Annotated in this window: 31 protein-coding genes; 10 read left to right on the plus strand and 21 right to left on the minus strand. The window is 58.8% G+C overall.

What is annotated here, in order from left to right; genetic code table 11:
• Positions 1–4: 4 nt before the first annotated feature.
• The 3 genes from rplT to I9188_RS15405 all read left to right on the plus strand — a co-directional run bounded on the left by rplT (position 5) and on the right by I9188_RS15405 (position 1,738).
• Entirely contained in the window at positions 5–370 is a 366-nt protein-coding gene (gene rplT / locus I9188_RS15395; protein WP_039523695.1) for a 50S ribosomal protein L20, read from the plus strand.
• 224 nt (positions 371–594) lie between these two features.
• Positions 595–1,143 (plus strand): YeeE/YedE thiosulfate transporter family protein, encoded by a 549-nt coding sequence (locus tag I9188_RS15400; RefSeq protein WP_209506064.1) that lies wholly within the window; start codon positions 595–597, stop codon positions 1,141–1,143.
• 4 nt (positions 1,144–1,147) lie between these two features.
• Complete coding sequence (locus I9188_RS15405) at positions 1,148–1,738, plus strand: YeeE/YedE thiosulfate transporter family protein (RefSeq protein WP_209506066.1); 591 nt, start codon at positions 1,148–1,150, stop codon at positions 1,736–1,738.
• 92 nt (positions 1,739–1,830) lie between these two features.
• Here the strand turns inward: I9188_RS15405 and I9188_RS15410 are convergent, their stop codons facing one another.
• The gene (locus I9188_RS15410) at positions 1,831–3,222 is read right to left on the minus strand and encodes an aminotransferase class III-fold pyridoxal phosphate-dependent enzyme (RefSeq protein WP_209506068.1); all 1,392 of its coding nucleotides are present in this window, start codon (positions 3,220–3,222) and stop codon (positions 1,831–1,833) included.
• Positions 3,223–3,443: 221 nt separating this feature from the next.
• On the opposite strand from I9188_RS15410, the gene I9188_RS15415 reads away from it, so the two are divergent.
• Complete coding sequence (locus tag I9188_RS15415) at positions 3,444–5,072, plus strand: acyl-CoA synthetase (protein WP_209506070.1); 1,629 nt, start codon at positions 3,444–3,446, stop codon at positions 5,070–5,072.
• Here I9188_RS15415 and I9188_RS15420 read toward each other — a convergent pair.
• The 7 genes from I9188_RS15420 to hmgA all read right to left on the minus strand — a co-directional run bounded on the left by I9188_RS15420 (position 5,069) and on the right by hmgA (position 11,954).
• Positions 5,069–5,404, minus strand: a complete 336-nt coding sequence (locus I9188_RS15420) for a DOPA 4,5-dioxygenase family protein (protein WP_209506072.1) — start codon at positions 5,402–5,404, stop codon at positions 5,069–5,071. The two genes, I9188_RS15415 and I9188_RS15420, sit on opposite strands and share 4 nt — an antisense overlap.
• An 86-nt stretch (positions 5,405–5,490) precedes the next feature.
• On the minus strand, positions 5,491–6,129 hold the full coding sequence (gene maiA / locus I9188_RS15425; protein WP_209506074.1) for a maleylacetoacetate isomerase: 639 nt from the start codon (positions 6,127–6,129) through the stop codon (positions 5,491–5,493).
• A gap of 11 nt (positions 6,130–6,140) precedes the next feature.
• Positions 6,141–6,338 (minus strand): DUF2783 domain-containing protein, encoded by a 198-nt coding sequence (locus I9188_RS15430; protein WP_209506076.1) that lies wholly within the window; start codon positions 6,336–6,338, stop codon positions 6,141–6,143.
• Positions 6,339–6,343: 5 nt separating this feature from the next.
• The gene (locus I9188_RS15435; protein WP_209506079.1) at positions 6,344–7,954 is read right to left on the minus strand and encodes an FAD-dependent oxidoreductase; all 1,611 of its coding nucleotides are present in this window, start codon (positions 7,952–7,954) and stop codon (positions 6,344–6,346) included.
• A 134-nt stretch (positions 7,955–8,088) separates the two neighbouring features.
• A complete protein-coding gene (locus I9188_RS15440; protein ID WP_209506081.1) occupies positions 8,089–9,039 on the minus strand; it encodes an MBL fold metallo-hydrolase in 951 nt (316 codons plus the stop codon).
• 87 nt (positions 9,040–9,126) lie between these two features.
• Positions 9,127–10,383 (minus strand): fumarylacetoacetase, encoded by a 1,257-nt coding sequence (gene fahA, locus I9188_RS15445; RefSeq protein ID WP_209506091.1) that lies wholly within the window; start codon positions 10,381–10,383, stop codon positions 9,127–9,129.
• Between the two features lie 215 nt (positions 10,384–10,598).
• The gene (gene hmgA / locus I9188_RS15450; RefSeq protein WP_209506093.1) at positions 10,599–11,954 is read right to left on the minus strand and encodes a homogentisate 1,2-dioxygenase; all 1,356 of its coding nucleotides are present in this window, start codon (positions 11,952–11,954) and stop codon (positions 10,599–10,601) included.
• 57 nt (positions 11,955–12,011) lie between these two features.
• Between hmgA and I9188_RS15455 the strand changes: the two genes are divergently transcribed.
• The 3 genes from I9188_RS15455 to I9188_RS15465 all read left to right on the plus strand — a co-directional run bounded on the left by I9188_RS15455 (position 12,012) and on the right by I9188_RS15465 (position 14,619).
• Complete coding sequence (locus I9188_RS15455) at positions 12,012–12,464, plus strand: MarR family winged helix-turn-helix transcriptional regulator (RefSeq protein WP_209506095.1); 453 nt, start codon at positions 12,012–12,014, stop codon at positions 12,462–12,464.
• A 39-nt stretch (positions 12,465–12,503) separates the two neighbouring features.
• Positions 12,504–13,775: an adenylate/guanylate cyclase domain-containing protein gene (locus I9188_RS15460; protein WP_245220557.1), complete on the plus strand. Its 1,272-nt coding sequence runs from the start codon at positions 12,504–12,506 to the stop codon at positions 13,773–13,775.
• 229 nt (positions 13,776–14,004) lie between these two features.
• A complete protein-coding gene (locus I9188_RS15465; RefSeq protein ID WP_348540345.1) occupies positions 14,005–14,619 on the plus strand; it encodes a PIN domain-containing protein in 615 nt (204 codons plus the stop codon).
• A gap of 73 nt (positions 14,620–14,692) precedes the next feature.
• Here I9188_RS15465 and I9188_RS15470 read toward each other — a convergent pair whose 3' ends face one another.
• On the minus strand, positions 14,693–15,502 hold the full coding sequence (locus tag I9188_RS15470; protein ID WP_209506099.1) for a division plane positioning ATPase MipZ: 810 nt from the start codon (positions 15,500–15,502) through the stop codon (positions 14,693–14,695).
• A gap of 135 nt (positions 15,503–15,637) precedes the next feature.
• Between I9188_RS15470 and I9188_RS15475 the strand changes: the two genes are divergently transcribed.
• Together I9188_RS15475 and I9188_RS15480 are read left to right on the plus strand one after the other, a co-directional pair.
• Complete coding sequence (locus I9188_RS15475) at positions 15,638–15,898, plus strand: hypothetical protein (RefSeq protein ID WP_209506101.1); 261 nt, start codon at positions 15,638–15,640, stop codon at positions 15,896–15,898.
• A gap of 89 nt (positions 15,899–15,987) precedes the next feature.
• Positions 15,988–17,598 (plus strand): MFS transporter, encoded by a 1,611-nt coding sequence (locus tag I9188_RS15480; protein ID WP_209506103.1) that lies wholly within the window; start codon positions 15,988–15,990, stop codon positions 17,596–17,598.
• Positions 17,599–17,652: 54 nt separating this feature from the next.
• Here I9188_RS15480 and rpmE read toward each other — a convergent pair whose 3' ends face one another.
• Entirely contained in the window at positions 17,653–17,874 is a 222-nt protein-coding gene (rpmE, locus tag I9188_RS15485) for a 50S ribosomal protein L31 (protein ID WP_170380502.1), read from the minus strand.
• 11 nt (positions 17,875–17,885) lie between these two features.
• Positions 17,886–18,269 (minus strand): 50S ribosomal protein L19, encoded by a 384-nt coding sequence (gene rplS / locus I9188_RS15490; protein ID WP_209506105.1) that lies wholly within the window; start codon positions 18,267–18,269, stop codon positions 17,886–17,888.
• Between the two features lie 379 nt (positions 18,270–18,648).
• Between rplS and I9188_RS15495 the strand changes: the two genes are divergently transcribed.
• Complete coding sequence (locus I9188_RS15495) at positions 18,649–19,449, plus strand: GH25 family lysozyme (protein WP_209506107.1); 801 nt, start codon at positions 18,649–18,651, stop codon at positions 19,447–19,449.
• Positions 19,450–19,574: 125 nt separating this feature from the next.
• Here the strand turns inward: I9188_RS15495 and trmD are convergent, their stop codons facing one another.
• The 10 genes from trmD to ffh all read right to left on the minus strand — a co-directional run bounded on the left by trmD (position 19,575) and on the right by ffh (position 25,902).
• Entirely contained in the window at positions 19,575–20,384 is an 810-nt protein-coding gene (gene trmD, locus I9188_RS15500) for a tRNA (guanosine(37)-N1)-methyltransferase TrmD (RefSeq protein ID WP_209506109.1), read from the minus strand.
• Positions 20,381–21,196, minus strand: a complete 816-nt coding sequence (locus I9188_RS15505) for a hypothetical protein (RefSeq protein WP_209506111.1) — start codon at positions 21,194–21,196, stop codon at positions 20,381–20,383. The genes trmD and I9188_RS15505 overlap by 4 nt, the downstream gene beginning before the upstream one ends.
• Entirely contained in the window at positions 21,196–21,699 is a 504-nt protein-coding gene (gene rimM, locus I9188_RS15510) for a ribosome maturation factor RimM (RefSeq protein ID WP_209506113.1), read from the minus strand. Before rimM ends, I9188_RS15505 begins: the two co-directional genes overlap by 1 nt.
• The gene (locus tag I9188_RS15515) at positions 21,692–21,841 is read right to left on the minus strand and encodes a hypothetical protein (RefSeq protein ID WP_209506115.1); all 150 of its coding nucleotides are present in this window, start codon (positions 21,839–21,841) and stop codon (positions 21,692–21,694) included. The genes rimM and I9188_RS15515 overlap by 8 nt, the downstream gene beginning before the upstream one ends.
• A 6-nt stretch (positions 21,842–21,847) precedes the next feature.
• Positions 21,848–22,483 (minus strand): 5,6-dimethylbenzimidazole synthase, encoded by a 636-nt coding sequence (gene bluB, locus I9188_RS15520; RefSeq protein ID WP_209506117.1) that lies wholly within the window; start codon positions 22,481–22,483, stop codon positions 21,848–21,850.
• 12 nt (positions 22,484–22,495) lie between these two features.
• Complete coding sequence (gene rpsP, locus I9188_RS15525; RefSeq protein WP_209506119.1) at positions 22,496–22,885, minus strand: 30S ribosomal protein S16; 390 nt, start codon at positions 22,883–22,885, stop codon at positions 22,496–22,498.
• A gap of 122 nt (positions 22,886–23,007) precedes the next feature.
• A complete protein-coding gene (locus tag I9188_RS15530) occupies positions 23,008–23,304 on the minus strand; it encodes a chorismate mutase (RefSeq protein ID WP_209506121.1) in 297 nt (98 codons plus the stop codon).
• Entirely contained in the window at positions 23,301–23,843 is a 543-nt protein-coding gene (locus tag I9188_RS15535; protein WP_209506123.1) for a GNAT family N-acetyltransferase, read from the minus strand. The genes I9188_RS15530 and I9188_RS15535 overlap by 4 nt, the downstream gene beginning before the upstream one ends.
• A complete protein-coding gene (locus I9188_RS15540) occupies positions 23,840–24,394 on the minus strand; it encodes a GNAT family N-acetyltransferase (RefSeq protein ID WP_209506125.1) in 555 nt (184 codons plus the stop codon). The genes I9188_RS15535 and I9188_RS15540 overlap by 4 nt, the downstream gene beginning before the upstream one ends.
• On the minus strand, positions 24,394–25,902 hold the full coding sequence (ffh, locus tag I9188_RS15545; RefSeq protein WP_209506127.1) for a signal recognition particle protein: 1,509 nt from the start codon (positions 25,900–25,902) through the stop codon (positions 24,394–24,396). Before ffh ends, I9188_RS15540 begins: the two co-directional genes overlap by 1 nt.
• Between the last annotated feature and the right edge of the window lie 274 nt (positions 25,903–26,176).

Consider the following 26,176-nt stretch of genomic DNA (forward strand, 5'->3'; position numbering starts at 1 on the left):
AGAGATGTCCCGCGTTAAAGGTGGAACCGTAACTCACGCCCGTCACAAGAAGATCATCAAGGCCGCAAAAGGCTATTATGGTCGTCGCAAGAGCAACTTCAAAGTCGCAACTCAGGCCGTCGACAAGGCCAACCAGTACGCGACCCGTGACCGCAAGAACCGCAAGCGCAACTTCCGCGCGCTGTGGATCCAGCGGATCAACGCTGCTGTGCGCAGCCATGACGAGGCTCTGACATATTCCCGCTTCATCAACGGTCTGAACCTGGCCGGTATCGAAGTGGACCGCAAAGTTCTGGCCGACCTGGCCGTGCACGAACCGGAAGCGTTCGGCGCGATCGTCGCCAAAGCTCAGGCTGCTCTGGCTGCCTGAACCTCTGAAAAGAGACAGTGAAAGAAAGGCCGTCCCTTTGGGGCGGTCTTTTTTGTTGCAACATGCGGTGCATTCCAAGCGCTTCTTGGATCAGGGCATCCATCCCTTCTGCATTGGGATGACGCCAACCAGTTTCAGGCATGACCGGTTTGATCTAGATCATGTAACAGCCCTCGGATCATATTATATATGATTTTATGAATATAAGTGAGAAGGGTGAAATCATGACACTAAACTGGAAAGTTGGAGGTGTTCTGCTAGGGCTCGTGTTCTTCGGGGCAGTTCTTCTGGTGAAGCCGATCGGTGTTTCGACCCAATTCGTCATCCTTGACGGAATTATTGCGGACACCGTCAATTCAGAATTCGTAACACAGACGGATGACGGTTACAGTTCAAGCAACGCATACATGGCGAAATCCAATGGCAAATACGCCAAATACGTATCCAATCCGTTGAATTACAGCTTTGTCTTCGTTTTGGCTATGGCCGCAGGGGCGTTCTTGTCGGTCAAGGCGCGCGGCGGTCTGGAACGCGGCGAGGGCAAGCTGCCCATGATCTGGCGCGAAAACTATGGCGACACGCCCTGGGCCCGAAACCTGGTCGCGCTATTGGGCGGCTTTGTCGTCCTCTATGGGGCCAGGTTGGCGGGTGGGTGCACATCCGGTCACATGATGTCCGGTATGATGCAGACAGCCCTGTCAGGCTATATCTTTGCAGCCGGAGCATTTGCAGCGGCAATTCCTACAGCAATGCTGATCTACCGGAAAGGATAAGGCGATGGAAATCATTCTTGCGATCATCATTGGCGCCGCTTTCGGAGCCGTACTTGACCGGATTGGCGCGGCGAATCCAAATTGGATTGTGGGCATGTTGACACTGCGTCGACTCCACCTGATGAAAACGATCCTCCTGGCAATCGGAACCGGTTCGATCCTCATGTTTGGCGGGCAGATGCTGGGGTTTGTGGATGTCGGCCATATGTCGGTGAAATCGGCCTATGTCGGTGTCTTCATTGGCGGATTGTTACTGGGTGCGGGCTGGGCTGCATCGGGCTACTGTCCGGGAACAGGGGTCTGCGCCGCTGCGTCCGGTCGCCGTGACGCCTTGTTCTTCATCGTCGGCGGTTTGTTAGGCGCTGCGGCCTATATGGCGACATATCCGGCCTGGAAGGCCACGGGCCTGCTCGATGAAATTGCTGGCGGCAAAGTCACCTTGGGTACAGTTCCGGGATCCGCTTACGAAGGTGTTTTGTCACTGTCCGGCGATATCCTCGGTATCGCACTGGGTGCCGTCTTTGTTCTGGTTGCGTTCGTTCTTCCGGACAGCCTGATCGCAACTGGCGAAAAGGTTGGTGTTGCGGCTGAATAATCACGGCTGAGCGTACACATTCACGACCGGCATCCCGACAAAAAAACCGGCGCAACATGCGCCGGTTTCTTTTTTAGCCAATATCGGTGATCTTACCCGAACACACGCCCCAGTGCGCCGTCAACCGCGTCGGTGATCTGGTCAATGTCGTCGGCCGTAGCGATCAGCGCAGGCGAGAAGCACAGCGTGTTGTTGCGACCGGGGATCGAGCGGTTGGTCACGCCGATGATCACGCCCTGCGCCATACAGTCGGCGGTAACGGCCTGCGCCAGTTTCTCATCCACCGGCTCTTTGGTGCCACGATCCACAACCAGTTCGGCCCCCAGGAACAGGCCTTTGCCGCGCACATCGCCGATGACCTTGTGCTTGTCCATCAGCGCCAGAAGGTTGTTCGTCATACGCGCGCCCATGTCCGTGCAGTTCTGCAACAGGTTTTCATCCTGAATGATGCGCATGTTCTCGATGGCCGCTGCCGGACCAGCGGTGCACCCACCAAAGGTCGAGATATCGCGGAAATAGTTCATCGGGTCGGCGGCATCGTCTTTGAACAAGTCAAAGACTTCCTCGGTGGTGACCATGCAGGCAATCGCGGCATAGCCTGACGCCACACCCTTGGCCATGGTCACGAAATCGGGTTTGATACCGTATTGCTGGTACCCGAACCACGTGCCGGTGCGGCCCACGCCACAGACAACCTCGTCGATATGCAGCAGCACATCGTATTTCTTGCAGATCTCCTGCACGCGCTGCCAGTATCCTTCAGGCGCTTCGATTACACCACCACCCGCTGTTACAGGCTCAAGGCACAAGGCACCTACTGTATCGGGGCCCTCGCGCAGGATGACGGCTTCAATCTGGTCTGCGGCCCATTCGCCGAAATTCTCTTCGGGCGCGCCGTCCAGCTCGTGCTTGCGATATTCCATGCAATGCGGCACGCGCACGAAATCAGGTGCGAAGGGACCGTATTGCGCTGTTCGCTCGTCCTGACCGCCTGCCGACATGGTCGCCAGCGTCGAGCCGTGATAGTCCCGGTCGCGGTACAGGATCTTGGTTTTCTTGCCGCCATATTTCTTGTGCGCGATCTGGCGCACCATCTTGAACGCCTTCTCGTTCGCTTCGGAACCTGAATTGGTGTAATAGACGCGGCTCATGCCCGGCATCTTGTCGATCAGTTGTTCGGCAAACAGCGCACCCGGGATCGAACCCGCCGAATTGGCGAAGTAGCACAGCTTCATCAACTGGTCGTAAACCGCCTTGCAGATCGATTCGCGGCCATAGCCGACATTGACGGTCCAGACGCCGCCGGAAACCGCATCCAGATGCTCTTTGCCTTTCTGGTCCCAGACACGCATGCCCTTGCCCTCGACAATGATGCGTGGGTCATTGGTTTCAAAGGGTTTATGCTGGATCAGATGGTGCCAGATATGGGCGCGGTCAGCCTCGACTACGCGGGAAAGATCGTTTTCGTTGAACGTGCCGTCCATGACATGTCCTTTCAGTGAGGAAGCGGTGCGCGGGATATGGGAATACCACATCCCAGCATGTGTTTAAGATGCTTCAGATCACCGCGAAAGCCCTGCTGTAGATAGGGCCAGATCGTATCATCCCGTATTGCCAGTCGATTTTGCCGCCGTATTTCTACGGGTTTGTCAGAACGCGAACTTTGTGCTCAATTCGCCCAAACTGCGTTTCGGGAGGACAGCGGATGGCAGCGACACATATCTACGAGCGTCATTTGGACAAATGCCGGGCAAATTACACACCTCTGTCGCCTCTTACGTTCATTGAACGGACGGCGCAGGTCTACCCGGATTACCCATCCGTGGTTTATGGAGATCGCCGGTATACCTGGGCCGAAACCTATGCCCGCTGCCGGCGTCTGGCCAGCGCACTGACTGCGCGTGGTATTGGACGGGGTGACACCGTGTCGATTATCGCGGCCAACATCCCGGAAATGTACGAGGCGCATTTTGGCGTACCCATGACGGGCGCTGTTCTGAACGCAATCAACACACGGCTGGATGCGCCGATTGTCGCATTCATCCTGAACCATGCCGAAGCCAAGGCGCTGCTGGTCGACCCCGAGTTTTCGGATGTGGTGAAAGATGCGCTGCAACAGGTCGATCATGACATTCTGGTCATCGATATCGAAGACCCCACCTTCGACGGCGGTGAAAAGCTGGGCCACCAGACCTATGATGCCCTGCTGGCCGAAGGCGACCCCGCGTTTAACTGGTCACTGCCAGCGGACGAATGGGACGCGATCACGTTGAATTATACCTCGGGCACCACGGGCAACCCCAAGGGCGTGGTCTACCACCATCGCGGCGCGACCCTGAACGCACAGTCGGATTTGCTGGACTGGGATATGCCCAAGCATTCGGTCTATCTGTGGACCCTGCCGATGTTCCACTGCAATGGCTGGTGCTTCCCATGGGCCATGGCAGCCAATGCAGGTGTTTCCGTTTGTCTGCGCGCGGTGCGGGCCGAACCGATCTATGCCGCCTTCCGGGACGAGAAAGTGACCCATTTCTGCGGTGCGCCGATCGTTCTGAATATGCTGGCCCATGCGCCGGATGAGCTGAAGGACTTTGACCACCAGATCAAGGTGATGACGGCAGGTGCCCCGCCGCCTGCGGCTGTGATAGAAGCGATGGAGGCGATGGGTGTCGAGGTCACGCATGTCTATGGCCTGACCGAAACCTATGGGCCTTCGGTTGTCTGCGCATGGAAAGACGAATGGAACAGCAAAGGACCTGAAGACCGCGCCGCGCTTAAGGTGCGGCAAGGCGTGCGCTATACCGCGTTGTCCGGCCTTATGGTGGCCGACCCGGAAACTCTGGAACCGGTTCCGGCTGATGGCGAAACCATGGGTGAGATATTCATGCAGGGCAACGTGGTGATGAAAGGATACCTCAAGAATCCCGACGCAACCGACAAGGCCTTTCACGGTGGCTGGTTCGCGTCCGGTGATCTGGGTGTCATGCACCCCGATGGCTATATCGCGCTCAAGGACCGTTCAAAGGACATCATCATCTCGGGCGGCGAAAATATCTCATCTGTCGAAGTCGAAGGTATCCTCTACAAGCATCCGGCGGTGATGGAGGCCGCCGTGGTGGCCCGTCCCGATGAGAAATGGGGCGAAACGCCCTGCGCCTTTGTCGAGTTGAAACCCGGCGCGGCCGCAACCGAGGCAGAGCTTATCGCCTTCTGTCGCGACCACATGGCCCATTTTAAAGCACCCAAAACGGTGGTGTTCGGCACCCTGCCCAAGACATCAACCGGCAAGGTGCAGAAATTCGTTCTGCGGGATCAGGCGCGGGCGCTGGGTTAAAGATTGTCGAAGATCGACAGGTCCAACGCCAGCATCTCACCCATCCAGATCGCGCGGTCGCGGTGATCCTCCAGATGTTCACCGGTTTCCGGGTGCGTGAAGACCGTCAGACCCTGCCGGTTCAGCATCAGCCATGGGATGACCTGATCGAATGCGCTCGCAGCAAAGCCCAGCTGGCAGCTCCAGCGGGGATGCGGGCCGACGTTTCGGGCGTGCATTCGGCCCATTTGAACAGGGAACAGGCGGGCCGCCTCTTCACAGACCAGTCGCGCGGTGTCCTGCGTGTCGGCATCGAAATAGACATGGGCGTGATAGCCGGTGATCTCGGGCATAGGAACCTCATTTGCTTTGTTGGCTCAAAGCTAAGGCCTAAAAGGAAGAAAACCTAGCTGCGCATGCACACAGGGTCTGTGCAATGTTAACCCGGCGCATGTGCGTCGGGATGCGCCGCGACAAAGGCCGGGTGATCTGCGCAGGCCTCTTCAACCCGCAGCAGACGGGGCATATCCGACAGATCAACCTGCCACCGGCGCGCGTTATAAATCTGCGGGATCAGGCAGAGGTCGGCGAGACCGGGCTTTGACCCAACACAGTAGGGGGCCTGTTCGAAATCCCCCAGCATGGCTTCAAACGCCTGCAATCCGGGTTTGATGAAATGCCGCATCCAGTCGCCAGGCATGTCCGGGGCGTTTTGGCTCAGGGTGGTGGCAAAGCGCGCAACCGACAGGTTGCAGACCGGATGGATGTCGACCGCAATCGCATAAGCCAGCGCCTGAACACGCGCGCGTTCCGCCGGATCATCAGGCAGAAGGTTCAACTGCCGGGTCCGGTCCAGATAGTCGAGGATGGCCAGCGATTGCGTCAACCGCAGCCCGTCAATATCCAGAACCGGCACAAAGCCCTGCGGGTTTCGAGCGATATGTTCATCACTCTTTTGTGCGCCGCCGACCAGATCGACAACAACCGGGCGATACGCGATCCCGGCCAGATTCAGGGCGATCCGCACCCGGTAACTGGCCGAGGATCGCCAATAGTCATAAAGAACGACCTCGCTCACGCCCGGGCCTGTCAACTGTCAGTCAAAGCGGCAGCGCGAAGGGCGTCCGTCAGCACCGTACTGTCACCGATGTGATTGGCCAGCACCAGTACCAGCCGCGCATTCAGCGCGTCGCTGTCTGCTTTTTCCAGGCCTTCATGCGCGGCCAGAAGTTCGGCATAGAAGTCATCGGCGTTTTTGATGTTCGGGGTTAGGATCAGGTCTGACATGGGGCTTACTCCTTACCGCAGGCTCTGCGGATCGCGTGCCGGAAGGTGTTTTCTTCGTAACTGTCACGCCGGGCGGCCACATGCTGGTCCGGGCGGATCAGGTAGACTGCGCTGGTCGCGTCGCCCAGATAGCGGCGTTTGAGGGCCAGCGTCATATCATCCTTGACCGACAGCGCCAGTCGCGTGACCTCGATCCCATCTTCTTCCAGGGTATCAGGGGCGTCTGCATCGATGGTCAGAAGCGTGAACTTGCCTGCAAGCTTGGGCAGCAGAAACTCGTCACCAAGCGGAGCGTCGGGGCAGGCCGAACCCGGGCGCGTTCCGGCGGGGCCGTTCAGCGCGTCCGCAGAATTCAGCGAAGACCCGTCATAGGTGCAGGGCTGGCTCAGGCGACCCGAATTCACCAGTGGGCGGGCGAAGTCGTAATGTTCGCTCAGATCCAGTACCGCATCACGCAGGATCCGCGACATCTCGGATTTCGGGGTGATGAAATCGGTCGACCGGCTGGAATTCAGGATGTTCTCGTCCGCCCCGTACACGCGTTCGGCGTTGTAGCTGTCCAGCAGAGTTTCAGGTGCTTTCCCATCCAGAACCAGCTTCAGTTTCCAGCACAGGTTGTCGGTGTCCTGAAGGCCGGAATTGGCCCCGCGCGCGCCAAAGGGGCTGACCTGATGCGCGCTGTCACCCGCAAACAGAACACGGCCCTTGCGGAAGCTTTCCATGCGACGGCACTGGAACGTATAGATCGAGACCCATTCAAGCTGAAACTCGACATCATCGCCCAGCATCGCCTTGAGGCGGGGGATCACGTTCTCTGGGCGCTTTTCGCGTTCCTTGTCGATATCCCAACCCAGTTGCAGGTCGATGCGCCACACATTGTCGGGCTGTTTGTGCAACAACGCGGATTGTCCGCGATTGAACGGCGGATCGAACCAGAACCAGCGTTCAGACGGAAAATCCGCATCCATGATCACGTCTGCAATCAGGAAGTTGTCTTCAAATATCCGTCCTTCGAAATCAATGCCCAACATCCGCCGGGCAGGGGATGTCGCGCCATCACAGGCAATCAGCCAATCGGCTTCGATTGTGTAAGGTCCTTCGGGCGTCTCGACCTCCAGCCGCACGTGATCTTCATGCGTGCCAATCGCCTCGACCTTGTTGCGCCCGCGTATCTCAATCGGTGCGCCTTCTGCCTGCAACTCGCGGACCCGTTCAACAAAGTAGTTCTCGAAATGGTATTGCTGCAGGTTGATGAAGGCAGGGTTGGCATAACCTTCATCCGGTTGCAGGTTGAAGTCATAGACCTGTCGATCATCGAAGAAGACCTTGCCCCGATCCCACAGGACGCCCTTGTCGACCAGTCGGCGCCCGCATCCCAGCCGGTCAGCAATTTCCAGCGTGCGTTGCGAGAAACAGATGGCGCGGCTGCCGAAACTGACCTTGTCGTTCTCGTCGAGAACCACGACGTCGACCCCTTGTTGTGCCAGATCAATCGCGGCGGCAAGACCAACCGGGCCCGCGCCGATCACGATAACCTTGTGCCGAACCGGCGTCGGGCTGTCCTGATCGGGGCTGCGTTCATAGCCGTAAAGCGGAGTTTCAAAGATCTTGTTCATGGGCTTCCCCCCAAGCAGATGCGCCAAAGTGCTGCGTGTCCTGTGCCCCGGCAGCGCGTGCCGAAGCCTTTGGCATATGGTTTCACTGAATCCCGCCGCCTAAAACGATCTGGATCAAACTGGGCCGTTTTTCCTTACCCTTGCAGGGCCTCCCACATCTCAAGATCGCGTTGGGCGGTCCAGATGCGAGGCGTGTCGATACCGCGGGCTTCGTCATAGGCGCGGGCGACGTTGAACGGCAGGCAGTGTTCGTAGATCGCGTAACTGACGAATTTCGGGTCACATTCGGCGCGGACTGCATCCCATGCCTCTTTCAGGCTGCCACCGCGCGCCGCAACCTTGGCCGCCGGGCGGTAGGTGCTTTCGACGAAATCGCGGGTGTTTTCGATGGCGGCATTGACCATGTCCTTGCCAACCAGCGCATCGCCGCGACCCGGTGCGATGGCGTCGACATCGAACCACTTGATCTCGTCCAGTGTGTCGCCCCAGTCGCTGAAATGCCCGTCGCCGCAATAGCAGGCCGAGTGATATTCGACGATGTCGCCGGTGAACATCACGTTCTGGTCTGGCACGTGGATGACGATGTCACCGGCGGTATGGGCGCGCCCCAGATGCATCAGGTCGATCCGGCGATTGCCCAGATAAACGGTCATCGTGTCGCTGAAGGTGGTGGTGGGCCAGGTCAGGCCAGGAATGCTTTCATGCCCTTCGAACAGGCGCGGGAAGCGCTGGAACTCGCTGTCCCAGTCTTCCTGACCGCGTTCAACCACCATGGCACGCGCCATGTCGGACATCAGAATCTGTTGCGCGCCAAAAGCGCTGGCACCCAAAACCCGCACAGCGTGGTAATGGGTCAGCGCCACGTGGGTGATCGGCTTGTCGGTCACAGACCGGACGCATTCGATCACCTTATTGGCCAGGCGCGGGGTCGCCTGTGCCTCGACGATCATCACGCTGTCATCGCCAATGATCACGCCCGAGTTCGGGTCACCTTCGGCGGTGAAAGCATAAAGCCCTTCGCCCACTTCAGTGAACGAGATTTTCTTTTCCGACATGTCCCCCTGGGACGCGAATGCTTTGGCCATCTTGGTTTTGTCCTTTTGCGGTTGCGCGGAAGGCAGAGGTTGGATGCCTCCGGCGGGAGTATTTGGAAAAAGATGAAGCTCAGTGCGTCATCGCCCGAATGGGGAATTGAGTGCAGGCAGAACGGTGCCGGTGCAGTCGCCGAACCCGATCGTATAGCCATCGCCCCTGGCAGCGCCGGTCAGGGTCATCGTGTCGCCGTCTTCGATGAAGCTGCGGGTTTCACCTGTGTCCAGCGTCAGCGGCTCTTTCCCGCCCCAGCTGAGTTCCAGCAATGATCCGCGTTCGGGCTTGGTTGGCCCGGAAATCGTGCCCGATCCCAGCAGGTCTCCCGTGTTCATCGGGCATCCCGATGTGGTGTGGTGGGCCAGTTGTTGCGCGGCGGAATAGTACATCTGGTTGTAGTTGGTCCGCGCGATGGTCGTGGCGTCTTTGCCTTCGGGTGCCATGGTGACGGCCAGATCGATGTCATACAACATCGGGCCGCAATCCTTGAGGTGGTCCAGCAGCGCGAACTCGCGAGCTGGCGTGTCACAGCGGAACGGCTCGAGGGCTGCCTTGGTCACAATCCAGGGGCTGATCGAGGTTGCGGTTGCCTTGGCCTGAAACGGGCCCAGCGGCTGGTATTCCCAGGCTTGAATATCACGTGCCGACCAGTCGTTCAGCAGAACGTAGCCGAAGATGTGGTCGTCAGCTTCCTGTACCGTGATCGGGCCATACGAGGGCGTGCCGACAATCGCACCCATCTCCAACTCGATATCAAAGCGGCGGCTGGGCAGGAAGGCGGGCAGGTCTTGATCGGGGGATTTCAGCTGTCCCCAAGGGCGGCGGATATCCGTGCCGGACACCACGACCGAGGACGCCCGTCCGTTATAGCCAATCGGAATGTGCAACCAGTTCGGCGGCAGCGCGTTTTCCGGACCACGGAACATAGTGCCAACGTTGAAGGCATGGTTCCGCCCGGCATAGAAATCGGTGTATTCGCTGACTGCGAAAGGCAAGTGCATCTCGGCTTCGGCCTGTGGTACAAGCAGCGGTTCGACCTTGCTTTGCTCGTCAGAGCCATCGGCCAGAAGGCTGATCAGCCGCTCACGCAGGGCTGCCCAGACGGCGGGGCCTTCTTCCATCAAAGGGTTCCAGAACGGCAGATCGAACAGCGGCTCATCGCTCAGGGTGATCAACCCTTCGGCTTCGGCGGTGGTGACGTCGAGGATCATGTCGCCGATGGCTACGCCGCAGCGCGGATCATTGCCTTCGGTCGAAAAGACACCGTAAGGCAAGTTGTTCAGCGGAAACGGATGCGCCGCGTCATTGGCCGAGGCCACCCAGGATTTCATCAAAGGCATATTTTGCCCCTATTTTGTTGTATTTGGTGCGTGGTTCGAAACGATCATAACCCCGAATAGACAGGCGCCAAAGCCCAGAGCGGGCGCGGTTGCAGCAGGTTGGCTGCCAAGGCCCCGCCTTTGTTTTCCGGTTGCGGCGGCAGTACGCCTGCAACCGGAATGGGAATGTTCCTCGCCATCAGGACGAGTGCCGTCTGGGTAACCCAACCTGAGGGTCATTTCTTGCCTGGTGTGCCGTCGAACTTCTTCTCAAGCGATGTCCAGCAGTCGATATAGTCGTCCTGCAACGGTGCCTCATTGGCGGCAAACGGCGTCAGGTGCTGGGGGAACCGGGTTTCGAACATGAACGACATCGTCTGGTCCAGCTTTTCCGGCCCCAGATTGGAATAGGATGCCTTGTCAAACGCTTCCCTGTCGGGACCATGCGGAATCATCATGTTGTGCAGGCTGGTGCCACCGGGAATGAAGCCCTGCGGTTTCGCATCGTATTGGCCATAGATGTTGCCCATCAGTTCCGACATGATGTTCTTATGATACCAGGGCGGGCGGAACGTATCCTCCATCACCATCCAGCGTTCGCGGAACAGGACAAAGTCGATATTTGCGGTGCCGGGCTGGCCCGAGGGCGCTGTCAGAACGGTAAAGATCGACGGGTCTGGATGGTCAAACAGGATCGCGCCAACCGGGCAATAGTTGCGCAGGTCGTATTTGTAGGGCGCATAATTGCCATGCCACGCCACCACATCCAGCGGGCTGTGTCCGATCTTGGTGGTGTGGAACTGCCCACACCATTTGATCGTCACGGTCGACGGGGTTTCACGATCCTCATAGGCAGCGACCGGAGCCTTGAAATCGCGCGGGTTGGCCATGCAGTTGGCCCCGATCGGACCACGACCCGGCAGTTCGAATTTCTGGCCGTAATTCTCGCACACAAAGCCACGTGCAGGGCCTTCGAGAACTTCAACCCGGTACAGCAGTCCACGCGGGATGATCGCGATTTCTTTGGGCTCAAGGTCAATGATTCCCAGTTCAGTCGCAAAGCGCAGGCGCCCTTCCTGTGGCACCACCAGCAACTCGGAATCAGCCGAGAAGAAATAGTCTTCGACCATGGATTCGGTGACCAGATAGATGTGGCAGGCCATGCCAACCTGGGTGTTCACATCCCCCGCAGTGGTCATGGTCCGCATCCCGGTCATCCAGTTCAGACCTTCATCGGAATGCGGCACCGGGTCCCAGCGATACTGGCCCAGGCTGATCACATCCGGGTCGATGCAGGGGGCCGATTTCCAATAGGGCAGGTCGATTTTTTCGTAACGGTGCGAATGCTTTACCGACGGGCGAATACGATAGCACCAGGTGCGTTCAGGCGGGTTGGCGGTAAAGGCCGTGCCGCTCAGCTGTTCACCGTAAAGTCCGTAGTTGCACCTTTGCGGGCTGTTCATCCCCTGCGGCAGCGCATCGGGCAGCGCCTCGGTTTCAAAGTCGTTGCCAAAGCCGGGCATGTAGCCGGCATGGGTACCAACAGGCGTTGCTGCTTGCGTCAATGAATGCGGATCCGTCGGACGGTTCATTACGTATTCCTCCGTTTGCTGCTTGTCGGTTAATAGTTGATTTTGTAACTAACAAGCATGACACATGACGAATCTGAAAAAAATGATGACTTTTTCCTGCAAAATTTTCTGCCGTTCCTGCTGAACCAGGCGGCCGAGCGCGCCTCGTTGGAATTTCAGGCTGTCTACAAGGGGCGGTACGGAATGCTCAGAACCGAATGGCGAGTGTTGTTCCATCTGGGGCTGTTTGGCGAAATGACCGCCAAGGAAATTGGTGAACGGGCCAGAATGCACAAGACCAAGATCAGCCGTGCAGTTGCCAAGCTTGAGGAGCGACGGTACCTGAAACGCACACGGGACGAGGCTGATCGGCGGGCGGAATGGCTGACACTGACACCCGCCGGGCAAGCCGTGTATCGCGACTTGTACGGGGTGGCCGCAAGCTATGACGCCAGGCTGTTGGGTCTGTTCAGCGAAAAAGAGGCCGCCTTGCTGCGCCAGATGTTGCGACGGTTGGCTGGTGTGGACTGACCACTGGTAATTGCCGCCTGCCGCCCCCAGATGTGTGTCATGCTTGATACGGAATTTGAAATGACGTCATTTGAACCTGCCAATGTATCCACACACACCCTGATCGACTGGTTGGTCCAAAAGGGGCTTGAGGGTGCCGGGCAGGAAGAGTTGCTGGAAGGGTTCTGCACCAGTCTGCTCGATATGGGCATTCCACTGATGCGGTTTCATGCGGCGCAGTCGGCCTTGCACCCGGTTTATGGTGGAACCGGATATAGCTGGTACAAAAGCACCGGCGGTGAATCCGAGAAGTTTGAAAACACGGATACGCCCAGCGAAATGTGGCAACAAAGCCCGCTTTATGCGCTGCTGAACGAGGATCTGGATGAAATTCGGGTCAAACTGGTCGACCAAAACGAACCCAGTCGATTTCCGTTGCTGAACGACCTGAGAGAGGTTGGGGCGACCGATTATTATGCCACCGGCATCTCGTATGAGGGGTCGGGAAAGATGCGCCCCGACGGTACCAAAAAGGTCAGTGATGGCGTTCTGATGTCCTGGGCCAGCGATGCACCGTCCGGGTTTGATGACAGCGATCTCAGGCACATTCACGCGGTGTTGCCGCATCTTGGGCTGGCGCTCAAATCCGCCAAGAACCAGAACCTGACCGAAGACCTGATGAGGGTCTATCTGGGTCGTGATGCCGGGCGCCGCGTCCTGTCGGGTGAGATTCGTCGCGGATCATTGCAGCAGATCGATGCGGTGATCTGGAATTTCGATCTGGAAGGGTTCACCAACCTGTCAGAAGACCTGCCGGGTCACGAGATCATCGACATGCTGAATGATTACCTGGCCGTCGCCGTGGGCGTTGTGCACGACAAGGGTGGGAATATCCTGAAATTCATGGGCGATGGGCTGATGGCCATGTTCGATGTCGGCGATATCGACGAGGACGCCCGTGCCGCGCTCAGCGCGGTGCCCTTGCTGCAAGCCCGTATGGATGAATTGAACGCCAGACGTCAGGCAAAGGGGCTGCCGGTTGCGAATTTCACGCTGGCCCTGCATTCCGGCGAAATCCTGTATGGCAATATCGGCTCCGAAACACGGCTGGATTTCACAGTGATCGGCCCCGCCGTCAATCAGGCCGCCCGGATTTCGGGAATGCACCGGTCGCTGGGTCAGCGAATCCTGATCTCGGACGACGTCGCGGTCGCGGCACGCCCCTGCGCACAAGACCTCATCTCGGTCGGGCGCTACATGCTGCGCGGGGTGAACGAACCGAAGGAGCTGTTCACAGTATACAGTCCCGGCGGGCCATCAGTTACCGGGTGAAACCGAGGCTGCTCCGTTCAGCGGTTCCGAAACTGAAAGCCGTGAAGGAACATCTTTTTTTCGCTGGGTACGAGCGTCGGGTTGGAGCGGGTGTTCGAGGCAGTGAGGGTTTGAACGAATGGCTGGTTTAGAGGCCATTGCCGACAATGCGGTTTTACGCAGGGTAATCAGGGAAACCTTCGTATTGACCTGATCCGGCGTCCTGTATTTGCATTGAGCTCGAATTGGAGTGCGGCCTTTGAAAAACAACTACATACTAATCGACTTTGAAAATGTTCAACCCAAGAACCTCGAACTCCTTCGGGGACATATTTGCACCTTGATTGTTTTCGTAGGAGCCAATCAAAAAAGCATACCCTATGACTTTGCACAAGCACTGCAAAGCTTGGGAGAAAACGCTGTTTATCAGAAGATAGCAGGGAATGGTTCGAACGCCTTGGACTTTCATATCGCGTTCTACTTAGGCGAACTCGCTACCAAAGACGCCAATGCGTGTTTTCATGTTATTTCTCGTGACAAAGGCTTCGACCCATTGATTGCACATCTGCGACAAAGGAAGCTCCCAGCTTTCCGTCATGCAGACCTATCCGAGATCCCATTCGTCAAAATCTCGAATGCAAGCTCGCTGGATCAAAAAATTGATGCGATTGTTGACAGCTTGAAGTCTAGAGGAACTTCACGTCCTAGGAAGATCAAAACCCTTAAGGGAACGATGAACGCCCTTTTTCTAAAGACCTTGGAGCAGGAAGAGCTGGAAAGGCTGGTTGATGAGTTGAAAAGACGTGGTCACGTCGTCTTTTCGGATCAATCAGTCAGTTATGGCCCCGACATTACCCAGCACTGACTGGCCTTGGGGCCGAGAGTTTCGCGTTTTGAATGGCCCAGTTGCCCCGCGTCCCAGCCTCCAATACAACTGATCAGAAATCGACTTCGACACCCGGCAGGTTCAGCTCTCGCATCATGTCGCGCAGTTCCTGCCGTGCCGCGATGTTCGAGATGTTCAGCTGTTTGACGCCAATATCCTTGAGGTCCAGCAGGGTCAGGCCGCGGGGAAACAGTTCGCGAAAGATCACCCGTTCGGAAAAGCCCGAAGCGACGCGGAAGCCGATGCGCTGCGACAGCATTTCGATCGCGCGCTGCATCTTTTCCTTGTTGACCATGCGCTGGGTGCCGACGCGGTTGCGCACAACGACCCAGTCGATGGGCTTCAGCCCGGCCTGCGCCCGCAATTGGCGGGCGTTCCAGACCATCTCGGAGTAGACGGACGGGCCAAGGATTTTCTCACCCTTTGAATCAATCCGCGCCAGCAGGTCAAAATCGATGAAACTGTCGTTCAAAGGGGTGATCAGCGTGTCGGCCAGCGAATGCGCCACCTGGCTCAGGCGTGTATGAGAGCCGGGGCAGTCGATCAGGATAAAGTCGCTGTCGCTTTCCAGTTGCGACACGGCAGCAGACAGGCGGTGGTCATAAATGTTCTCGCCCGGTTTCAACGTGCTGGCATCAATCTCGGGCAGGTCGTGATGGCGTGGGCCGGGCAGCGTCAGGCTTGAGCTTTTCAGAAAGTTGTTCCGGTTCTCGAAATACCGTCCAAGGCTGCGCTGCCGCAGGTCCAGATCCAGCGTGCTGACCTTGTGCCCCAGTCGGGCCAGTGCGGTTGCCACATGCATCGACACGGTCGATTTGCCAGCGCCGCCTTTTTCGTTCCCGACCACAATGATATGTGCCATGCTTGTATTCCCAAGTCTTGCCGTGTTTAACTACACGTTGTTGGCACCCACTATATGTTGTGTCGCCTGCGATGAAAAGAACCTCAAGCGGCGCTTTTTGGCATTATCGGACTCTATTTTGGAAAACACAGCGCCGTGCGCGGGTTACGCGAAGGTGCCTGTCTGGTGATCTGCCATGATCTGCCATCTGATCGCGGTTTTGGCGGCGAAATCGCCGCGTCAGTGCCTGTTTCCGAACGCATACACCAACCGCTGCCTGCAACGATCCGCGTCGGAATCAATCGCGCCTTTAGCCTGTTCATACACGCACAGATCGCCCGCCCAATGGGTCCTTACGCGGTGGCGCCGGTTGGGCCGGATCGTGAAAACTATGCGGGGGGCGGAAAATTTGGTTAAATACCAAACAGATTTACACCGGATAGCCTTGTAGGTTCTGCACGGGTCTTCTTCGGTTCATCTTCAAAGCAGGTGAAAGGGGCATAGGCATGCCGGACACTGCTGCGGACAATTCAGGCGGTTCACGCGTCGTTCTTGCAATGACGGCCATTTGCATGATGGTTGTTGGCTTCAACACAACCGCTGTTGCGACCATCCTTCCGTATTTGAAGGCCGAGTTCGATCTGACGCCTTCGGGTCTGCAATGGGTGATGGCGATCTATACGGTGGCCAGTGCGGCCCTTGTGACGATTGTAAGTCGGCTTGGGGATATCACGGGCAAGATGGGTGTCTTTTTCTTTGGCATGATCGTGTTTGCTTGTGGCTCGGCTTCTGTGCTGTTTTCACAGAACGCGTCGATGCTGCTGATCGGGCGTGGCGCGCAGGGGGCAGGGGCTGCGGCCCTGTTCGGCACCTCATTATCCCTGCTGACCGCCGCAACACCCGAGGAAGAACGGGCCAGCGTGACCGGTGTGTGGGGCGCGATCGTGGGCCTTGCGATAGGCGTCGGGCCCATAGTCGGAGGAAGCTTTGCCAATTTCCTAAGCTGGCGCGGGGTATTCGCCACAGACCTTGTGTTGCTTGCCATTGCGTTTGCGATCGGCCTGCAGGTCAGCAGGAAGAACTATGTCCCGGATACGCGCCTTCAGGGTGCGAAATTCGATACCGCAGGTGCGATTGCCATTGTCTTGCTGCTGGGCCCATTGTCTTTCGCACTCAGCAACGGTGAGGCACACGGATGGGGCAACGCCCTGACCATCGTGCCTTTGGGTGTCGCCGCTTTGGCGGCTGTCGGTCTGGTCTATACCTCGCGGCGCAGCGACGATCCGCTGGTCGAGTTCCGGTACTTCCGGCACCCGCGCTATCTTATGGCGGCAACGGGGATGTTCTTTGCCGGGTTCGCGTTGTTCTGCTTCTTTGTCTACTTCAACGTGTTCGTCCAATCCCCGGACGCGTTCGGCTATTCACCGGTTGAGGCGGGCGTGGCAATTCTGCCGCTGAGCCTGAGCATGTTTGTCATTTCCGTCACCGCGCCGCGCTTGCTTGCACCTTACAGTTTCCAATGGCCGGTGAGCGCTGCAATGGGGTTGATGGCCTGCGGCTTCCTGCTTTTGACAACAACCTCGAATATCGACAGCTATGCTGAAATCTGGTGGAAGCTGATCATTGTTGGGGTTGGCATCGGCATCTGTTTTTCGTTGCTGCCCCGTCTTGGGCTTCGGTTGCTGCCCGACGAACATGTCGGGCAAGGGTCCGGGGTGATCAACGCATTCCTGTATTTCGGGGCCACGATGGGATCGGTTGTCGGCGGTCTGGCCGAAGCTCTGACCATCCGCTCGGGCCTGTCAGAAGTCATCACCGCACTGCCCGCCGGGTCGACGCAGCGCGACGACATTGCGCGCGCCCTGACACATGGCACGGCAACACAGGTGGAACAGCTGATTGCCGGGCTTGACCCGTCAACAGGTTCGGCACTGGCCGGGGCGTTGCGGGACCTGCGGGACAATGCCTTTGATGCGGCGATGCTCATGGCCGCTATTGCGGCGTGTATCGGGCTGGTGATCGCGCTGCTGCTGCTGCGCGGTCCGGTTCCGCCATTGCACGACGCGGCTGAACTTACAAAACCCAAGGATCAGAAACCGGAGAAAACAGGGGCCTGAAACGAAAGAAGGCCGCCCGTTGGCGACCTTCCTTTGAAAGACTGTGGCAAAGGTTTAGAAACCCAGGCCTTCGTATTTCTTCTTGAACTTCGACACGCGGCCGCCAGCGTCCATCAGGCGCGACGAACCACCGGTCCATGCAGGGTGTACCGAGGGGTCGATTTCCAGTGCCAGCTGGTCGCCTTCGCTGCCCCAGGTGGATTTCATCTGAACCACGGTGCCATCGGTCATCTTGACGTCGATGACGTGATAATCGGGATGGATGTCTTTTTTCATCTTTCCGCTCCTTACGCTTCGGCGCCAGCTTTGGGCTTGTAGTTGGAAACCTCTGCGATACGTGCGGATTTACCGCGACGGGTGCGCAGATAGTACAGTTTGGCGCGACGAACGCGGCCGCGGCGGACAACGGTGATGCTGTCGATATTGGTCGAGTACAACGGGAACACACGCTCCACGCCTTCGCCGAACGAAATCTTGCGAACGGTGAACGAACCGGCAATGCCATTGCCGTTGTTGCGCGCGATGCAGACGCCTTCGTAGTTCTGCACACGGGTGCGCGACCCTTCGGTCACCTTATAGCCGACACGGATAGTGTCACCGGCTTTGAAATCGGGGATGTCTTTCCCCAGGGCGGCAATCTGTTCCGCCTCAAGCTGTGCGATCAGGTCCATCGCAGTTTCTCCTATCTGCTCGTGGTTGGTCCACGAAGTTGGGCACGGCCTGAGAGCTCTTGGTCTTCACCGGGTCCTGCGTACAGCCCGCCAGAGGTCAGATCGAATGTTCCTTTGGTCTGGCCTGACCCGGCGCATCCCTGCCGAAGAAAACGGGACGTCACGCCATGGTGCAAACCAAAATACCGGAGTCGCAGAACGCGGCACCGGATTGCGGTCGTTTAAGGGTATTGCAGGCAGGGATCAAGGGAAAAACGCCCTGTCTTGCCCAACGGGCCGGTAGGAATCCGCCAGCCTTAAACTAAGGCGTTGCCAAGCGGCCCAGATCAGGCATTCTGAGGCAAATAACATGAGCAGATATTTCAGACAGGACCCTATAATGCGATTGGCATTCATGCTGGCCATAACGGCCGTTGCGCTGATGTCTTGCGGGCGCGGCGGCCCAAAACCTCAGGCCGTTGAACCCGTTCCGGGCGTGGACAGGACAGCACCGCTTGTGATCTACCCCGATTTCGGCGACGCGGATCCCCATGACTGGGAAGGGAGCCACCCCGGACAATACCCGATCCATGGCCTTGACGTGTCACGCTGGCAGGGGCCGATTGACTGGCGCACGGCCCGGGCATCAGGTGTCAGCTTTGTGTTTCTGAAAGCGACCGAAGGCGGTGACGTGGCCGATCCCCTGTTCGACGATCATCGCCGCGGCGCGCAGTCGGCGGGTGTGCCTTGGGGCGCCTATCACTATTATTATTTCTGCCGTTCGGCCCGGGAACAGGCCCGCTGGTTCATCCAGAACGTGCCCAAAGGGGCAGACCTGCCGCATGTGCTGGATATGGAATGGACACCGCATTCCAAGACCTGCACGCTGCGCCCCGATGGCAGAACCGTCCGCGCCGAGGCGCAGCGTTTTCTGGACATTCTCGAACGACATTATGGCCGCCGCCCGATCGTCTATTCCACGGTGGATTTCTATGAAGACACCGATATCGGGCGCCTGCCCAAGACTGAGTTCTGGCTGAGATCTGTTGCAGGCCACCCCCGCAATGTCTATCCCCGCGCGGTCTGGCGGTTCTGGCAATATACCGGCACCGGTCTGGTTCCGGGCGTTCAGGGCCGGGTGGACATCAACACCTTCAACGGCACGCCAGACGTCTGGGCCAGATGGAAGGCCGGAGGTTAGGTCTTTGGTGCGCCGCAGGTTTCAATGGTGATGCCGCCAACCAGATGGTCCAACCGGCGCTCCCGCTCTTCCCCAAAGGCGTTGCGCACACTAGACCTGCGGCAAGTGCGCAACAATCCGGCCTATCACTCAGACGAATCCGACCAGGATTTTTCATAGGCGGCCCAGATATCCGGGCGCCGTTCGCGGGTAATGTCCTCGGCCATCTTGTGGCGCCATTCGGCGATGCGGCCATGGTGGCCCGACATCAGAACCTCGGGTATCGGGCGGCCTTTCCAATCCGCCGGGCGAGTGTATTGCGGATGTTCCAGCAGGCCCGAGGAAAAGCTTTCCTCTTCGGTCGAGGCCTGATTGCCCAGAACGCCGGGGATCAGGCGCACTGTGGCATCGATCAGGGCCTGTGCCGCAATCTCACCACCGGTCATAACGAAATCACCTAAGGAGACCTCCTGCACACCGTAATGCTCCAGCACGCGCTCATCCACGCCTTCGAACCGGCCACACAACAGGGTCATGCCATCACAGCGTGCAAAGGTCTGCATCATGCGCTGGTCCATGCGCCGCCCGCGCGGGCTGAGGTAAATCAGTGGCCAGTTGCCCTGAATGCCCGCCATGGTGTGCTCAATGGCTTCGCCCAACACATCGGGCCGCAAAACCATACCCGCGCCGCCCCCGGCAGGCGTGTCATCCACGTTGCGATGCCTGCCGACGCCGAATTGCCGCAAGTCCACGGTTTCCAGCTGCCACAACCCTTCCTGCAGCGCCTTGCCGGTCAGGCTTTCTCCCAGAACGCCCGGAAAGGCGGTTGGAAACAGGGTGATGATCTTCGCCTTCCAGACGCCGTGCAGGTCCGGGGTGGGTGTCATCAGCTCACGCGGTTTCAGCGTGGCCCGGATCGCCTTGCGACCATGGGATTTGCCGGGTTTGTCAGTCATTTCTGGCGGGCCAGTTCATGTTGGGCGGTTCGAATCAGGGCCTTTTTCTGAGTGATCAATGCCGCTTCGTCCAGCGATGATCGATTCAGAGCCAGCAGTTCCCTCAGGACGTCGTCGGACAGCTGAGGGCTTTCATGCACGGGCTTCACAAGCTGCGCAGATTTCCCGGGTGGCAGGTCGAGAAATTCGGCAAATGGTGCGCCCAGTCCAAGGTGGTGGCCTTTCAGCGCTTCCATCCACGCGGTCCGTACCGTGACAGATGGCAACCGGTCCCTGATCCGGTCTGCCGTGTCCTGTAGCGATGGCAGGTGCGCAAGATCAGCGCAATAGCCGTCCAGGTCCTGAACCATGCGCGACAGGTGCAGATCGTGGGCCCAAAGGCTGCGCAACCACACATCGCGATTGCGTAACGACAGGTAGACGGTGATGTCGGTTTCTTCGCCCACCAGACGGCGGCGCAGCACGCTGACGACCGTTTCCGCCAGTTCGGGTGCGGCCCCGTATCCTTCGATTTTGTTCCTGCTGGGGCGCAGGCCCAGAAAATTCTCCTCGCTCAGGATCAATCCCCGGCGTGCTCCGAAATCCAGACCGCCGAAAAAAGTGTGCAGCTGACCGCCAAAACCCGCCAGCGTGTCATCCAGTCGATAGATCGAATGGCGCGTGGCCGCTTCGCTTAAACCGGCCTTGCGGGTCTTATACGGAAGGACCAGAGCGAAATGAGGCCAGATCAGCTCGCGGTTTTCATGCAGAAAGGACTGTGCTGCCGTCATGCCGGTTTTGTGAAAACCCAGATGCAGCAGAACACGTCGCATCAGATCAGGCCTTCGGGCGGGTCGGCCACAATGCGGCCCTGTTCCAGATCGACGGTTGGCACCACCTGCATCGTGAACGGCAGCAGAACCGTCGCCTTCAGGCCCGGCCCGTGTAGTTCCAACAGGTCCGTGGCCCCGTGGTTCTGCACGGATTTGACCTTGCCCAGCAGGGTGCCGCCAGTGTCATAGACCTCAAGCCCGATCAGGTCTGTGTGGTAGAACTCGTCATCGGGCAACGAGGGCAACTGATCGCGCCGCGCAAACAGGCGCAAACCGTTCAGGGCATCCGCCTGTTCCTTGGTTTCAACCCCGCCAAGACGGGCGGCAAAACCGTTCTTGATCGTACGCGTCAGAACCACCGGATAGCGTTCCTTGCCGGTTTCATCCGTCAGTGGCGAATACGCCTCGATATCTTCGGGAACGGCGCAGAAGCTTTTCAGGCGCACTTCACCACGTACACCATAAGACCCCGCGACGCTGCCGACGCAGATCAGATCATTCATTGGCAGCCCCCGTCGTCAAACAGATCCCGTTTCTCCATTCGCCTAGCCCTTCGCAGGCTTCGCGCTGATTGTTGCGCTCAAAGAACACGCCCACAATAAAGGCGATCAGCAGCAGAATGGGAAGGCGTATCAATCCGAACATGCGGCCCTACCTTGTTTCGATCTTCAGGCTGTCGGCCCGGTTTTCCCAGCCAACCTGCTCAAGTTCGGGGGTGTTGGACACCTGTTCTGGCCACCCGACGCAGAAATACCCGATCAGACGCCAGTTGTCCGGCACATCCAGATCGCGCGCCATCTGCTCGGGGTCCAGAATGGATACCCAGCCCAGCCCCAGCCCCTCGGCCCGCAGGGCCAGCCAGAACAGGGTGATGGCAGAGACAACGGAATAGCGCCGCATCTCGGGCATCGAGCCCGCGCCAAGACCCATTCCCTTGTCGGTGCTGTCGTCGCAGAAGACGGCCAGTTGCACCGGCGCTTCCTGCATTCCCGACAGTTTCAGGCGGCTGTAAAGCTGCGCCCTGTCGCCGGAATAGCCCGCCAGGGCGTCATCGTTCGCGGTTTGGAAATTCCTTAGCGCCGCAGCCCGGGCCGCTGCGCTTTCGACGCGGATCACGCGCCAGGGTTCGCTCAGCCCCACGGACGGGGCCAGCCGAAACGCGTCGAGGCAGCGCGCAAGCACTGCCTCGTCTACCGCGTCGCCGCGAAACCGGCGCACATCGCGCCGGAGCCGCAACAACAGATCGAACTGCGTGCGAAATGCGTCAGTAAAGGTCTGATCCCGCACGCTTCGGCCTGCTTATTCTTCTGCAGCCGCTTCTTCAGCCGGTGCAGCAGCCGCTTCGGCAGCTTCCGCAGCCTTTGCAGCTTTCTCTTCCGCGCGTTCCTGAGCTTTCTTGCCCGGGGTACCCTTGTTGGGGTTGTTGCGCTCGGCCTTGTCACGGGTGCCGGCAGCTTCCAGCATACGTGCGATACGGTCGGTGGGCTGGGCGCCCTGATCCAGCCAGTGCTGAACGCGTTCCATGTCCATTTTCACACGCTCTTCGCTGTCTTTCGGCAGCAGCGGGTTGTAGGTGCCCAGTTTCTCGATGAAACGGCCGTCGCGCGGCATCCGGCTGTCAGCCGCAACGATGCGGTAAAACGGACGTTTTTTCGAGCCTGCGCGGGCGAGACGGATTTTCATTGCCATGGTGGTATCTCCTTTGAATGGCATCACGCCGGAGGCGTGTATTTGATTGGCCGGTGTCATTTCCGGTTAATTCTGGTGTTTGTTGAACCTCTGGTTCACTTCTAACTTGCTGAACCTCTGGTTCACCCTTGGTGTTTCCTGTGGTGTCTGATGACTTCCTGAATGATGAAATTCAGAAAAGCCTTGGCGAAATCGGGGTCCAGATCGGCCTCTTTCGCCAGGTCTTCAAGCCGTGCGATCTGCGTGGCCTCACGCGAGGGATCGGACGGGGGAAGGTTGTGTTCGGCCTTGAGCTTGCCAACGGCCTGTGTGTGTTTGAAACGCTCGCCCAGCGTATAGACAAGGATCGCGTCCAGCCGGTCGATGCTTTCGCGATGCTCTTTCAGCAATGCAGCCGCGCGTGTCACGGGGTTGTTCATTGGCCGGTCCTTTCGGCTGTCGAAACGTCAATCTTGGGGTGCCGCCACACCTGGCAGGGCTGGCCCAGCAGTTCGGCATTGTCGCGCACCAGCGTTGCACCCAACCGTTCGGCCAATGCGCGCGAGCGGTCGTTTTCGTGGGCGATATAAGAAATCAACCCGTTCAGGCCCTGATGCCGCGCCGCATAGGACCGGGCGGCAAGCGCCGCCTCATAGGCAAACCCTTTGCCTTCGAAATCTTCCATCACGGTCCAGCCCAGTTCAGGCTCGTCCCAGCCGGGGGCGTCAATCAGGCCGACGCCGCCAGCGAACCGACCGCTGGATTTCTCGGTCAGGTGCCAAAGGCCAAATCCTTTCAACGCCCAGTGCCCAAGGCGTCTGGCCAACATGCTCCAGCTTTCCAGCGCGTCCCGGGGGCCGCCTACCATATGGCTGCGCTCGGTTGCAAAGAATGCGGTCAGCGCAGGCAGATCATCCAGATGCGGCGCGCGCAGGATCAGACGTTCGGTTTCAACGGTGGGGATGGTGAACGTGGTCATGCGTAGGCCTCCATCCCGCCATTCACCAGATCGGCAGGCGCGGGGTGCCGCCAGATTTCGGACCTGCCGAATTTGGGGTGGTCATAGTGATACTCGAACTGCGCGCCCAGCCGTTTCGCCACGGCCTTGCTGGCATGATTGTCCAGATCAATCAGCGAGATCGCCGTCTCCCACCCCAGAACATCATACGCATAAGACCGCGCGGCCAGTGCCGCCTCGGTCGCGTACCCCTTGCCGGTGGCGTGGTTCATCAGCGTCCAGCCGATTTCGGGTTCGGGCCAGCCTTCGGGGCACCAAAGCCCGATCCGCCCGACATAAGTGCCCGAGGCTTTTTCCTCGGCGCTCCAGAACCCGTAACCGCGCAGGGACCAGTGGCCCAGCAGCGAAGCGATCAGTCGCCAGACCTCATCCCGGCGCAGTGGCCCGCCGACGAACTTCGCCGCATCGCTGGCGAAAAACGCAGTATCGGCGTCCAGATCAGCCTCGGACGGCGCGCGCAGGATCAGGCGCTCGGTTTCAAGCCGGGGGATATGTTGTGCGATGGCGTTCATTACTTCTTCTTGCCAAACCCGCTCAGGCCCTGAGGCAGCCCCATGCCACCGCCCAGGCCGGGCAGACCGCCGGGCATCTTGCCGCCCATCGCCTTGGCCGCCTGTTCCAGTGCCTTGGGGTCCATGCCTGCCGCCATGTCTTCGGGGCTGGGGCCGCCTTTGCCGAACATGCCCTTCATGGCCTGTTTCAGCATCTTGCCTTTGCCCATCTTGCCCATCTTTTTCATCATGTCCGACATCTGCCGGTGCATCTTGAGCAGCTTGTTGAGGTCGCTGACCTCCATCCCCGAACCGGCTGCAATCCGTTTCTTGCGGCTGGCTTGCAGCAGCTGCGGGTTGGCGCGCTCGCGTTTGGTCATGGACTGGATCAAGGCGATCTGCTGGCGCAGGATCTTGTCGTCCAGACCCGCCTGATCCATCTGCTTGGCCATTTTACCCATGCCCGGCATCATGCCCATCATGCCCTGCATGCCGCCCATCTGGATCATCTGCTCCAGCTGCATCTTCAGGTCGTTCATGTTGAACTGACCTTTGACCATGCGCTTCATCATGCGCTCGGTCTGTTCCATCTCCATCGTTTCCTGGGCCTTTTCGACCAGGGCAACGATGTCGCCCATGCCCAGAATACGTCCGGCGATCCGGTCCGGCTCGAAGGTCTCCAGCGCGTCCATCTTCTCGCCCAGACCGACAAAGCGAATGGGCTTGCCAGTCACTGCGCGCATCGACAGCGCCGCACCACCGCGCCCGTCGCCGTCCATTCGCGTCAGGACCACGCCCGAAATGCCGACCTTGGCGTCGAATTCTTCGGCCACCTCAACGGCGACCTGACCGGTCAGGCCGTCAACCACCAACAGGGTTTCGCGCGGGTCAACCGCGTTGCGGACCTGCTCGACCTCGTCCATCAGCACTTCGTCGATATGCAGGCGACCGGCGGTATCCAGCATGTAGACGTCATAGCCGCCCAATGTGGCCTGCTGCTTGGCGCGCTTGGCAATGTCGACGGGTTTCTGGCCCGGTACAATCGGCAGCGTATCAACGCCGACCTGCGCGCCCAGAACCGCCAGCTGGTCCATCGCCGCCGGGCGATAAACGTCGAGCGAGGCCATCAGGACCTTCTTGCCCTCTTTCTCTTTCAGGCGCTTGGCCAGTTTACCGGTGGTGGTGGTCTTACCCGAACCCTGCAAACCGACCATCAGGATCGGGGCGGGCGGGTTATCGATCTTCAGCTTGCCGGGGTCTTCCTCGCCACGCAGGGTATCGACCAGCGCGTCATGTACGATCTTGACGACCTGCTGACCGGGGGTGATCGACTTGGTCACCGCCTGACCGGTCGCCTGGTCCTGCACCTTCTTGACGAATTCACGCGCCACCGGCAGCGAGACGTCGGCCTCAAGCAGGGCAACACGGACCTCGCGCAGGGCGGTCTTGACGTCTTCTTCAGACAGGGCACCCTGTTTTGTCAGCCGATCAAAGACGCCGGAAAGGCGTTCGGATAGATTTTCAAACATGCCTTCGGCCTCCTTAGCCGGTTATCTGGTGGCGCTTCTCAGATAAGAAACGCCGGTTAAATGCACAATTGCCCCCTCCCACCGAACCAAACGTGGGGGTAATGCCAAATGGCATTGCCCCCACGGGCGAAACTCGCTGGTGGGGGGCGATCCCTGAACGACTCAAGGGACCGGAAGATCAAGACGCTTCCGGATGTTTGGCGGTCATCTACGCCTCTGGGCTCTGCGAGTCAAGGCAAACGCTTTGAGCATCTGGCCACTTGGTGTAGCGTCC

This window comes from Ruegeria sp. HKCCSA071 (assembly GCF_017872555.1).
In the GTDB taxonomy this organism is placed as follows: domain Bacteria; phylum Pseudomonadota; class Alphaproteobacteria; order Rhodobacterales; family Rhodobacteraceae; genus Ruegeria.